The organism is Streptomyces sp. NPDC055025, assembly GCF_053608565.1.
Window position 1 is genome coordinate 1 of record NZ_JBSGVS010000069.1, and the last position, 12,293, is coordinate 12,293.

The window sequence follows — 12,293 nt, forward strand, 5'->3', positions numbered from 1 at the left end:
CGACAAGCTACCCGCACCACCTGGTAACGTACACCCTCCCCTACCGTAGGAGCGCGCCCCGATCCCAGGCGTAGGGGAGGTCACCCTACGAACTGCCCGGCCCCCGCTATCAAGCGGGGGCCGGGCCGTCGTACTCCATCACCTCAAGCACGTCAGCGCACCGGGGCGCTGCCGGGCGGCCGCTCAGCCGTGCTTGGCCCGCGACGCGGCGCGGCCGCGCTCCTTCTGGTCCAGGACGACCTTGCGGATGCGCACCGTCTCCGGGGTCACCTCGATGCATTCGTCGTCGCGGCAGAACTCCAGCGACTGCTCCAGCGAGAGCTTCCTCGGCGGCACCACATTCTCGGTGGAATCCGCGGAGGCGGCCCGCATATTGGTGAGCTTCTTCTCCTTGGTGATATTCACATCCATGTCGTCGGAGCGTGAGTTCTCACCGATGATCATTCCTTCGTAGACCTCGGTACCGGGCTCGGTGAAGATGACACCGCGCTCCTGGAGATTGATCATCGCGAAGGGGGTCACGGAACCGGAACGGTCCGCGACCAGCGAGCCGTTGTTACGGGTGCGCAGCTCGCCGAACCACGGCTCGTGGCCCTCGAAGATCGAGTGGGCGATACCCGTACCACGGGTCTGGGTGAGGAACTCCGTACGGAAGCCGATCAGACCGCGGGACGGCACGATCCACTCCATCCGGATCCAGCCCGAGCCATGGTTGGTCATGGTCTCCATACGGCCCTTGCGGGTCGCCATGAGCTGGGTGATCGCACCGAGGTGCTCCTCCGGGGAGTCGATCGTCATCCGCTCGATGGGCTCGTACGTCTTGCCGTCGACCTGCTTGGTGACCACCTCGGGCTTGCCGACGGTCAGCTCGAAGCCCTCCCGGCGCATCTGCTCGACCAGAATGGCCAGCGCCAGCTCACCGCGGCCCTGCACCTCCCAGGCGTCGGGGCGCTCGGTGTCCAGGACGCGCAGCGAGACGTTACCGATCAGCTCGCGGTCGAGACGGTCCTTGACCTGGCGGGCGGTGACCTTGTGGCCCTTGCCGCCCTTGCCGACCAGCGGCGAGGTGTTCGTGCCGATGGTCATCGAGATCGCGGGCTCGTCGACCGTGATCAGGGGCAGCGCGATCGGGTTCTCGGGGTCGGCGAGGGTCTCGCCGATCATGATGTCCGGGATACCGGCGATGGCGCAGATGTCACCGGGGCGCGCCCGCTCGGCCGCCTTGCGGGTGAGTGCCTCGGTCATCAGCAGCTCGGTGATACGGACATTGGACATGGAGCCGTCACGCTTGATCCAGGTGACGGTCTGGCCCTTCCTGAGCTCGCCCTGCTCGACCCGGCAGAGCGCGATACGGCCGAGGAAGTTGTCGGCGTCCAGGTTGGTGACATGGGCCTGGAGCGGCGCGGACTCGTCGTACTCGGGAGCCGGGACATGCGACAGGATCGTGTTGAAGAACGGCTCCAGGCTGTCGCTGTCGGCCGGGACGGTGCCGTCCTCGGGCTTGGTCAGCGAGGCGATACCGTCCCGCGCGCAGGCGTAGACGATCGGGAACTCGATCTGCTCCTCGGTCGCGTCCAGATCGAGGAAGAGGTCGTACGTCTCGTCGACGACCTCGGCGATCCGGGAGTCGGGGCGGTCCGTCTTGTTGATACAGAGGATGACCGGCATCTTCGCCTGGAGCGCCTTGCGGAGCACGAAGCGGGTCTGCGGGAGGGGGCCCTCCGAGGCGTCCACGAGCAGGACCACCGCGTCGACCATCGAGAGACCGCGCTCGACCTCGCCGCCGAAGTCGGCGTGGCCGGGGGTGTCGATGATGTTGATGGTGATCGGGTCGCCACCCGTCTTGGGGTGGTACTTCACGGCGGTGTTCTTGGCCAGGATCGTGATGCCCTTCTCACGCTCCAGGTCGTTCGAGTCCATCATCCGGTCGTCGAGCTGCTCGGCGGCGTGCGCGGCGAAGGCGCCGGCCTGCTTCAGCATGGCGTCGACCAGAGTGGTCTTGCCATGGTCGACGTGGGCGACGATGGCGACGTTGCGGATGTCGTGGCGCGTGGGCATGCTGGCTGGCGCTTCTCTCGATCGTGGGATGCGGCGTTCTTTCCTCGTACGCCCGCCGGGCTGACACGCCACGGCTTGTCCCATGGTACGGGGCCGAGGTGTCGGGGGCTTCCCGGCCCGATGGAAGCGGCTGATTCTGGGGTGTTCTGCGGGTGTGGAACTGCCCGGGTCAAGGACAGGAACGAGCTTGCCCGCCGGGCAGGCCGGCGGGCAAACGAATTGATCGGGTGGCGAGCCGCTCACACGGCGTTCATCTGGTGCTTTTCCGCCGCTTCATGCCTCGCTCACCGTTCCTTCGCTACTTCTTCTTCTGCTCCTTGCCACCGGAGCCCGACGTACCGGCGTTCGTGAATCCGATGTCCTGGTATCTGGGGGCCCCGAGACCAAAGGCTCCCGCGTTCACGACCTCCGGCTTGGCCGCGACCAGTTCCGGCCGCTGGAAGAGGGGGATGGAGCCGGCGGCGGCCCAGATCCGGGCGTCGGCCTGCTTCACCAGGGAGCGGCCGGCCTTCTCGTCGATCTCGGCCACGGCCCGGTTGAAGAGCTGGTCGATGTGGTCCGTACCGACGCGGGTGTAGTTCTGCTCCACCAGCAGGGAGCCGTCGCTGGCGGGCACCGGCTTGGCGAAGATCGGTCGGCCGTCGGTCGCCGGGTAGGCGGTGGCCGGCCAGGAGTAGAGGGCCAGGTCGTAGTCGCCGGAGGCGACATGGTCCTTGAAGTAGCCCTCGTCCGGCACCTTGGTGATCTCCGTCTTGACGCCGATGCGGTTCAGCATCCGCGCGATCCGCTGGCCGACCGTGCGCAGCGCCTCCGAGCCCTCGCCCGACGGCAGCACGAAGCGCAGGGTGAGGGCCTTCCCGTCCTTGCCGAGCGGACCGGTCATCGGGGCGGGGGAGCCCGAGACCGACGGGGCCGGGGCGGCCGTGCCGCGCGGGGCGTAGGCGCCCGTCACACCGCCCGGCTTCTTGTCCTGGTCCTGGGTGTCACGCACCACGGCGGCCTGGCGGAGCAGGGTCACGCCCTGGAAGGCGGCGGCGGGAGCGGGGGCGAGGACATGGGTCGCGGACTCGGGGCGGGGGGCCGTCTGGCCGGGCTTGTCGTCCTCGACGGCCGCGTCCTGCCGGTCGGCCCCGTCCTGGCCGGAGGGGTGTTCCTGGCCGGTCCGGTGATCCTCGGCGTCCCGGGCGAGCTTCCGAGGGTGTTCCTGGCCGGTCCGGTTCTCCTGGCCGGTCTGGTGATCCTCGGCGTCCCGGGCGGGCTTCCGCTCCTGGCCCGGCGTCTGCTCCTGGCCCGGCCTGGCCTTCCGACCGGACTTCTCGTCGCCGACGATGACCGAGCCCTCGTCGGAGGGAACGTCCTTGTCGTCCGCCTTCTCCCCCTTCTTCGCCTCCGCTTCCTCCTTCTTCGCCAGCTCCCGCTGCTTGGCGTCGTACTTCTTCTCGGCGGCCGACTTCTCCTTGGGCTTCTCCTCGGCCTCCTCCTCGTTCTCCTCCTCTTCCTCCTCGTCCTCGGGATTCGCGTTCTCGCCCTTGCTGCCCGCCTTGGCCGCGTCCTTCTTCTTGACGGCTCCGCCCGGCACCCAGCCCGCGTCGGCCAGCAGCGCCCGTGCCTCCTGGGTGTCCTGCTTGCCGAGCGCCGCGCTGCTGTCCGCGTACGCCTCCTGGCCGACCAGGGCCAGATGGCTGCCGAGCGGCCTCGCCGGCAGTCCGAGCGGCTTGAGCACGGTGTCGGCCAGTTCCTGGCGGTCGAGCGCGCGGGCGACGGCACGCCGTACCCGCTCATCGGCGAGCGGTCCGGTCTCCCCGTTCAGCGCGAGCTGGGTGTAGGCGGGCTCCAGCGACTTGCGTACGACGAATCCGTGGAGCGTCTTCTGCTCCTTGGCGTACCGGACGATCGCGGCGGCCGTCTGCTCGCGCGCGATCTGCGCGGCCTCGGCCTCCTCCTCGTCCGAGCCGTTGGCCAGCGCCCAGGAGCGGAGCGCGGAGGCGGGGGTGACCGCGACACCGGGGCCATGGGTGAGCTTCTGCTCGCCGGATCCACGGTCCCGGACCGCCAGGGCGATACGGTCCGCCGCGCTCTTGTCGATCTCGGCGAGATCGAGCTTGCCGTCCGCGAGCGCCGACGCGCGTTTGCTCCTGGGCACCGCGCGCAGCACGAGCGAGTCCAGCTTGGCGGGCTCTCCCCACCAGCGGGCACTGCGGACCAGGGTGACCTCCTTGCCCTTGCGGTCGACCTTCTTGACGCTGAAGGGCCCGGCCGTCGTCTTGAGACTGGATCTGGCCCCGTCGTTGAAGGAGTTGGGCGTGCCCGTCACATCCTTCGGATAAAGAGGGGTGAAGAGGGACCGCCAGTCCGCGTAGGGCTTGCCGAAGGTGACCCTGACCTCAAGGTCGTTCGCCCCGCGCTCGATCTTCTCGATCCGTTCGTAACCTGCGTTGCGCGCGGTCCAGTACGCGGAGTTCTTGCCGCTCAGGGCACGCCACTGGGCCACGAAGTCGGGTGCCCCGATCTCGCGGCCGTCGCTCCACACGGCCTGCTGATTGAGTTTGTAGAGCACGACCTGTTTGGGCTCGCGCTCGACGATCTTCGCGGATTCCAGGTAGTCCGGATTGCGCTGCGGGCGGCCTCGTTTGTCGAGCGTGAAGAGAGAGGGAAGTACGGCGGCGGCGATCCGGCCGGTGGAGCCGTCCGCGTCGGCCTGGAAGGCGTTGAGCGTCGAGGGCATGGTGTCGATCGCCCAGCGCAGGGAGCCGCCCGCGGTGACCTGGTCCCGTCCCGCGGCCGCGATGTCCGGGGCGGCGTCCGCGCTCGCGCCGTCGTCGTCCGAGGTGCACGCGGACAGGACGGGCAGGGCGAGCACACCGGTGGTGAGGAGCGCGAGGGAGCGGAGCGTTCGGGAGCATGTCCTCCCGCGTGGGGCGCCGACGTGGGACATGTCTAGTACCTCTTCGTCCTGTTTGTGGAATTTAGAGATCATCACACCTATTGCCCACTCACTGAAGTGGAAAGCCGACGAACCGGCCCGGTGACACGTCGCCTCGTGTCGCAAACGCCACTCGCACGGGCCAACCGCTCCGCCGCACGGGCGACCGGTCGGCGCTCTTGTGGAAGGCGGGTGTGACGCGCGACACTCTCAGGCGCATACAGAGGGCCGTCCGAGGGGCGACTTCCGGGGCCGGACAGGGCCTGGATCCCCGCATGCCACCCGCGACCGCGGAAGTGAGGGCAACTCATGTCCCTTCAGGAGGATTTGGCGGCGGTCAGGCGCTGCCTGGACGATCTGGTCCGTACGGTCGGACGGCTGGAACAGAGCCTGGCGCGAGCACACGAGAACGAGTCCCGATCCCCGTCGGCCGGCCGCGCCGACGACCTGGTGACCATCCCCGACACTCCGTACGACAGCGCGCTGTGGACGGACGCGGACGACGAGGGCCTGGGTGTGCGCGACCGGCGAGCGCCCTGATTCCCGAGGAGACCTCGTTGGCCACCGGTACCCAACCCCCACCAGCCAGTACGGGTGTGCGCGGCGCCTCGCGCGCCGCCATCACACCCCGCCATCTGCGGACGGACCGCTGGTGGCTGGCGCCCGCCGCGACCGCCGCCGGGCTGCTCGCCTTCATCGTGTACTCGACCTGGCGGGCCTTCGCGAACAGCGACTACTACGCCGCGCCCTACGTCTCACCGTTCTACTCGCCCTGTCTGGCGGAGAACTGCGCGCCGATGCGGAACGGCCCCAACTGGGAGATCTTCGGGAGCTGGTGGGGGCTCTCCCCCGCGCTGCTGATCCTGATCTTCCCGCTGGGTTTCCGGCTGACCTGCTACTACTACCGCAAGGCGTATTACCGGGGCTTCTGGGCCTCGCCGCCCGCCTGCGCCGTCGCCGAACCCCACGCGACCTACAGCGGTGAGACCCGCTTCCCGCTGATCCTCCAGAACATCCACCGGTACTTCTTCTACGCCGCCGTGCCGGTCGCGGGCATCCTCACGTACGACACCGTGCTCTCCTTCCGCGACGAGGAGTACGCCTGGGGTCATATGGGGCTCGGCTCGCTGATCTTCCTGGTCAATATCGGGCTGATCTGGGCGTACACGCTCTCGTGCCACTCCTGCCGGCACATCATCGGCGGCCGCCTCCGGCACTTCTCCAAACACCCGGTGCGCTACCGGCTCTGGGGCTGGGTGGGCAGGCTCAACAACCGCCATATGCAGCTCGCCTGGGCCTCGCTGATCAGCGTCGCCGTCTCCGACTTCTATGTCTATCTGCTCGCCACGGGGGCCTTCGACGATCCGCGCTTCTTCTAGGAACTCCGTGCCAAGAACTCCGCGCACGACTCCGCGCACGACTCCACGCCGGAACTCCGCGCACGACTCCGCACCGGAACTCCGCGCTGGAACTCCGCGCTTCTCTAGGAACAGGGAGACCCTTCGGACATGACGCAACTCGAACGCCGTCAGTGGGACGTCGTGGTGGTGGGCGCGGGTGGCGCGGGACTGCGGGCCGCCATCGAGGCGCGCGAGCGGGGCGCCCGTACCGCCGTCATCTGCAAGTCCCTCTTCGGCAAGGCCCATACGGTGATGGCCGAGGGCGGCATCGCCGCCTCCATGGGCAATGTGAACGCGGGCGACAACTGGCGGGTGCACTTCCGCGACACCCTGCGCGGCGGGAAGTTCCTCAACCAGTGGCGGATGGCGGAACTGCACGCGCGGGAGGCACCGGACCGGGTCTGGGAGCTGGAGACCTGGGGCGCGCTCTTCGACCGTACGGCCGACGGCAGGATCTCCCAGCGCAACTTCGGCGGGCACGAGTACCCCCGGCTCGCCCATGTCGGCGACCGGACGGGCCTGGAGCTGATCCGTACCCTCCAGCAGAAGATCGTCTCGCTCCAGCAGGAGGACTTCCGCGAGTACGGCGACTACGAGGCCCGTCTCAAGGTCTATCAGGAGTGCACGGTCACCAGGATCCTGAAGGACGTCGAGGGGGCGGGGGCCGGGGCCGGGGCGGGAGAGGCAGCCGGCGCCGGGGCGAAAAAGGGGGCCGGCGCCGAGGGCGGACAGGGTTCCGGGCCGGGTTCCGGGGCGGGTGAGGACGGCGGGCGGGTCGCGGGCGCGTTCTGCTACGAGCGGGAATCCGGGCGCTTCTTCGTACTGGAGGCCCCTTCGGTCGTTCTCGCCACGGGCGGTATCGGCAAGTCCTTCAAGGTGACCTCGAACTCCTGGGAGTACACCGGTGACGGGCACGCGCTCGCGCTGCTCGCCGGCGCTCCCCTGCTGAACATGGAGTTCGTGCAGTTCCATCCGACCGGAATGGTCTGGCCGCCGTCGGTGAAGGGCATCCTCGTCACCGAATCCGTGCGCGGTGACGGCGGGGTGCTGCGCAACTCCGAGGGCAAGCGGTTCATGTTCGACTACATCCCCGATGTCTTCAAGGAGAAGTACGCGGAGTCGGAGGCGGAGGGCGACCGCTGGTACGAGGATCCGGACCGCAACCGGCGCCCGCCCGAACTGCTCCCCCGCGACGAGGTGGCCCGCGCCATCAACTCCGAGGTCAAGGCGGGCCGCGGCTCACCGCACGGCGGTGTCTATCTCGATGTCTCCACCCGGATGCCCGCCGAGGTCATCCGCCGCCGGCTGCCGTCGATGTACCACCAGTTCAAGGAACTGGCGGATGTCGACATCACGGCGGAGGCGATGGAGGTCGGCCCCACCTGTCACTACGTGATGGGCGGGATCGCCGTCGACTCGGACACCGCCGCGGCCTCGGGCGTACGGGGGCTGTACGCGGCGGGCGAGGTCGCCGGCGGGATGCACGGCTCCAACCGGCTCGGCGGTAACTCCCTCTCCGATCTGCTGGTCTTCGGCCGGCGGGCGGGGCTGCACGCGGCCGAGTACGCCCTGGGGACCGACGCGGACGCGCGTGCGCGACCGGTGCTGGACGAGGGGCAGATCGACGCGGCGGCGGCCGAGGCGCTCCGGCCGTTCAGCGCCGCCGATGAGAACAGCGGTGGTGGGGGCGCGGGCGGGGCGGATGGTGGCGGTGGCGCTGGCGCTGGCGCTGGCGCGGGCGGGGCGGATGGTGACGGGGGCGCCGGGCCTGCGGAGAATCCGTACACGCTCCACCAGGTACTCCAGCAGACGATGAACGACCTGGTCGGCATCATCCGGCGCGAGGGCGAGATGGAACAGGCCCTGGAGAAACTGGCCGAGCTGCGGACACGCGCCGAGCGCGCCGTGGTCGAGGGCCACCGCCAGTTCAACCCCGGCTGGCACCTGGCGCTCGATCTGCGGAACATGCTGCTGGTCAGCGAGTGTGTGGCGCGGGCGGCCCTGGAGCGTACGGAGAGCCGCGGCGGCCACACCCGGGAGGACTGGCCCGGCATGGACCGCGACTGGCGCCGGATCAATCTGTACTGCCGGCTCACCGGAGCGACCGGCCCCGCCGAGGACCGGATCGCGCTCTCGCGCCGGACGACCGAGCCCATACGTCCCGATCTGCTCGCCCTTTTCGACAAGGAAGAGCTGGTCAAGTATCTCGCCGAAGAGGAGCTTCACGAGTGAGCGCGAGTACGGGTACGAGCGAGAGCGCAGGTACGAGCACGGCTGAGAAGGCGGGTACGCGTACGGGTACGAGCGCGGATACGAGCGGGAGCGCGTCGACGGCGTACGAGGCGAGGTTCCGGGTCTGGCGGGGCGACGCCGACGGCGGAGAGCTGACGGACTTCGCGGTCGAGGTGAACGAGGGAGAGGTCGTCCTCGACATCATCCACCGGCTCCAGGCCACCCAGGCGGCGGATCTGGCGGTGCGCTGGAACTGCAAGGCCGGCAAGTGCGGTTCGTGCAGCGCGGAGATCAACGGCCGGCCGCGGCTGATGTGCATGACGCGGATGTCGGTCTTCTCGCGCGAGGAGACGATCACCGTCACCCCGCTCAGGGCCTTCCCGGTGATCCGGGATCTGGTGACGGATGTGTCGTTCAACTACGCCAAAGCGCGGGAAGTGCCGTCGTTCGTACCGCCGCCGGGCGTCGCCGCCGGCGAGTACCGGATGCAGCAGATCGATGTGGACCGCTCACAGGAGTTCCGTAAGTGCATCGAGTGCTTCCTGTGCCAGGACACCTGCCATGTGGTGCGGGACCACGAGGAGAACAAGACCGCCTTCGCCGGACCGCGCTTTCTGATGCGGGTGGCCGAGCTGGACATGCATCCGCTGGACGCGGCCGGTGAGTCCGGGCTCGACCGGAAGAAGACGGCTCAGGACGAGCATGGACTGGGCTACTGCAACATCACCAAATGCTGTACGGAGGTGTGCCCCGAGCACATCAAGATCACGGACAACGCCCTGATCCCGTTGAAGGAGCGGGCGGTGGACCGGAAGTACGACCCGCTGGTGTGGCTGGGCAACAAGATCCGGCGCCGCGGCGAGTAGGACGACGGGTAGGACGGCGAGTGGGGCACGGACACACCGCGCACAGCGAGGCCTGGCGGGGACCCGGATCCGTCGGGACGGGTGCGGGCCCCTGCCAGGCCTCGCAGGGTGCCCGGGTGCGTGCTCGGGCGCGTGCCCGGGTGTGTGCTCGGGTCGGCGGTTCAGCCGTTCAGCTGCTCAGCTGAACGACTGCTCAGCCGCTAACCCGTTCAGCTGGTCACCCGTTCAGCCGAGCAGCTTCACGATGGCGTCGGTGGTGCCGGTCTCGCCGAGCGCCGGGAAGATCTTCTCGACGGAGTTGCGGTGGGCGCCCTCGTCCGTGTCGGTGACCGCGTCGGTGACCACGGTGACGTTGTATCCGCGCTCATGCGCGGCACGGGCCGTGGACTCGACGCCCTTGCTGGTGGCAACGCCCGTCACCACGACCTGAGTGACACCGAGACGGCGCAGCCGCATGTCGAGGTCGGTGCCGTAGAAGGCGCCCCAGGTCTGCTTGGTGACGACGATGTCGCTGTCCTGCTGCCCCAGTCCCGGTACGAGATCAGCCCAGGAGGCGTCGGCCGGGAGGCCACCCGTCGGACCGGCGGTACGGCCGGGCGCGCCGCCGGTGACATTGACGAGCACGACGGGCAGGCCCTTCGCCCGGAAAGCGGCGGCGAGTTCGGCGGAGCGGGCCACGACATCGTCGGTCGGGTGGACGGCGGGCCGGGAGACGATGCCCTTCTGGAGGTCGACGACGACCAGAGCGGTCCTGGGGTCGAGAGTGGTGGCGGTCATGGTGGTACTCCTTCAGATCTCTGTGTTCGGGAGATAGGCGTTCGGGAGATAGGCGTTCGGGAGATAGGCGTTCGGGAGATAGGTGTTCGGCGGATATGAGCTCGGGGGCAGTGGGCTCAGGAGCCGTCTGCTCCGCACGTCCGGAAGCCCCGACCGCGATCGCGCTGCGTGCTCCGTACCGGCTCCGCCCTGCGCTGCCCCCGGTCCGCCGCGGCCCGGCCCGGCCCGCGCGGTCGCTCCACCCGCTGTGACCAGCCGTCTCACTGGCTCCTCTCGACCAGCCGGCGCAGCAGTGCCGCCGCATCGGCCAGGGCGCGGCGCTCGGCGCTGTCGAGTTCCGCCGCGATCGCCTCGGAGAGCCAGCCCTGCTTGGCCGCACGGACCCCGGCGAGCGTGCCGCGGCCCGTGTCCGTGACCGAGACGACGGACTGCCGGCCGTCGTCGGGATCGGGTGTCCGCTCGATCAGGCCCTGTTCCTCCAGGGCGCCGAGCGTCAGCCGCATCGACTGGGGACGTACGTACTCCGCGCGTGCCAGCGCGGCCGTCGTGGACGGCCCCTCGCCGTCCAGCCGGGAGAGCACCGAACGCTGGGAAGGCGTGAGCCCGTTGTCGGGCGACGCCGTCCGCAGGCGCCGCATCAGTCTGCCGACGACGGCGGTGAGATCGGCGGCGACCTGCTCGGCGGTCGGTTCACCGGACCGCCCGGACTCCTCGTGCGTATGCCCACCCATGGGGCCACCCTAGGAGATAGACAGGTAACCTTGCAAGGCTACCTGTCCAGTCGGCGCCGGGGTCCGGCCGCCCGCCCCGGGGCCGCCTTGCTCCCCGGACAGCACGGCACCTAGGGTGAATGCGCTTTCATGGATGGAACGGAACAGACGAGAAGCGGACGGTTGGTCGGGTGAGTGCCCCCACGGTGTACGACGTCGCCGAGCGGTCCGGCGTCTCCATTGCGACGGTGTCACGGGTCTACCGGAACCCCGATTCCGTCCGCGCCCAGACCCGCGACCGGGTGCTCGCGGCGGCCCGTACGCTCGGCTACGTACCCAGCGGAAACGCACGCGGTCTGGCCAGCAGGACCACCGGGGTGCTCGGGCTCTGCTTCCCCGACTACGCGGATCCGGACGCCGAGACCGACGCCGAGGCGGACGACACGTACGACGACTCCGCCGTGATGCTCTACTCCGACCAGATCATCCGGGGCATGGAGCGGGCCGCGCGGCGGCACGGGTACGCGCTGCTGATCGCCGCGTCCCTGAAGGGCGGACCCGAGTCGCTGGTGGCGAAGGTCGCGGGGCGGGTCGACGGCTTCGCCGTACTGGCGCGGACCGTCCCCACCGAGGATCTTGAGGTGATCTCACGACGGCTGCCGGTGGTGATGCTGGCGGGGCCGCGCGAGATCGACCATCTCGACCATATCGAGGTGGCCAACTCCGACGGCGAACGGGAACTGGCCCGCCATCTCATCCGCGACCACGGGCTGCGCGAACTGGTCTTCATCGGCGGCGAGAGGGAGTCGCCGGACGCCGAGGCACGGTTCCGGGGGTTCCGGGAGGCGTGCGCGGAAGCGGGACTGCCGGTTCCCGACGAGCCGGAACTGCGCGCCGGGATGATGACCCAGGCCGAGGGCGAGCGGGCGGCGGAGGCGCTGCTGGAACGGGGCGACCGGCACGGCCGCCGGCCCCGGGCGATGCTCTTCGCCAACGACCAGATGGCGATCGGGGCCCTGCACGCCCTGGAGCGGCGCGGGGTGCGGGTGCCCGAGGACATCGCGGTGACGGGGTTCGACGGGATTCCGCTGAGCCGGATGGTGCGGCCGGCGCTGACGACCGTACGGCAGCCGATACGGCGGCTGGGCGAGGAGGCGGTGGAACTGCTCGTACAGCGGCTCGGCGACCGGGACCGCGAGCCGGTCTCACTGATGCTCCCGGTCTCGGTGGCCCGCCGCACGAGCTGCGGCTGCTAGGGCGGGTCCGTGGTCCGGACCTGAGCGCGGGCCTGGGCCGGGATCCGGGTCTGGGTCTGAAGCGGGGCCGG

The 12,293-nt window shown here is 69.6% G+C and carries 9 protein-coding genes; 5 read left to right on the top strand and 4 right to left on the bottom strand.

Annotation, left to right across the window (positions count from 1 at the left end; translation table 11 throughout):
• Positions 1-183: 183 nt before the first annotated feature.
• Both typA and ACWGDX_RS32340 read right to left on the bottom strand, forming a co-directional pair.
• Positions 184-2,058, bottom strand: a complete 1,875-nt coding sequence (typA, locus tag ACWGDX_RS32335; protein WP_453631356.1) for a translational GTPase TypA — start codon at positions 2,056-2,058, stop codon at positions 184-186.
• Between the two features lie 298 nt (positions 2,059-2,356).
• On the bottom strand, positions 2,357-4,993 hold the full coding sequence (locus ACWGDX_RS32340; RefSeq protein ID WP_453631358.1) for an ABC transporter substrate-binding protein: 2,637 nt from the start codon (positions 4,991-4,993) through the stop codon (positions 2,357-2,359).
• A 297-nt stretch (positions 4,994-5,290) separates the two neighbouring features.
• Between ACWGDX_RS32340 and ACWGDX_RS32345 the strand changes: the two genes are divergently transcribed.
• The 4 genes from ACWGDX_RS32345 (at position 5,291) to ACWGDX_RS32360 (ending at position 9,479) form a co-directional block, all read left to right on the top strand.
• Positions 5,291-5,521 carry a hypothetical protein gene (locus ACWGDX_RS32345; protein ID WP_453631360.1) on the top strand — a complete coding sequence of 77 codons (231 nt, stop codon included), beginning with the start codon at positions 5,291-5,293 and terminating at the stop codon, positions 5,519-5,521.
• A gap of 17 nt (positions 5,522-5,538) precedes the next feature.
• The gene (locus ACWGDX_RS32350) at positions 5,539-6,360 is read left to right on the top strand and encodes a hypothetical protein (RefSeq protein ID WP_453631361.1); all 822 of its coding nucleotides are present in this window, start codon (positions 5,539-5,541) and stop codon (positions 6,358-6,360) included.
• Between the two features lie 129 nt (positions 6,361-6,489).
• Positions 6,490-8,613 carry a fumarate reductase/succinate dehydrogenase flavoprotein subunit gene (locus ACWGDX_RS32355; RefSeq protein ID WP_453631363.1) on the top strand — a complete coding sequence of 708 codons (2,124 nt, stop codon included), beginning with the start codon at positions 6,490-6,492 and terminating at the stop codon, positions 8,611-8,613.
• Entirely contained in the window at positions 8,610-9,479 is an 870-nt protein-coding gene (locus ACWGDX_RS32360; protein ID WP_453631365.1) for a succinate dehydrogenase/fumarate reductase iron-sulfur subunit, read from the top strand. The genes ACWGDX_RS32355 and ACWGDX_RS32360 overlap by 4 nt, the downstream gene beginning before the upstream one ends.
• Positions 9,480-9,704: 225 nt before the next feature.
• Here the strand turns inward: ACWGDX_RS32360 and ACWGDX_RS32365 are convergent, their stop codons facing one another.
• On the bottom strand, positions 9,705-10,256 hold the full coding sequence (locus tag ACWGDX_RS32365; RefSeq protein ID WP_453631367.1) for an isochorismatase family protein: 552 nt from the start codon (positions 10,254-10,256) through the stop codon (positions 9,705-9,707).
• 260 nt (positions 10,257-10,516) lie between these two features.
• Positions 10,517-10,987: a MarR family winged helix-turn-helix transcriptional regulator gene (locus tag ACWGDX_RS32370; RefSeq protein ID WP_453631369.1), complete on the bottom strand. Its 471-nt coding sequence runs from the start codon at positions 10,985-10,987 to the stop codon at positions 10,517-10,519.
• Between the two features lie 170 nt (positions 10,988-11,157).
• Here ACWGDX_RS32370 and ACWGDX_RS32375 point away from each other — a divergent pair, with 170 nt between their 5' ends.
• Positions 11,158-12,222, top strand: coding sequence for a LacI family DNA-binding transcriptional regulator (locus ACWGDX_RS32375; protein WP_453631371.1), 1,065 nt, complete (start codon positions 11,158-11,160; stop codon positions 12,220-12,222).
• The last annotated feature ends 71 nt before the right edge of the window (positions 12,223-12,293 follow it).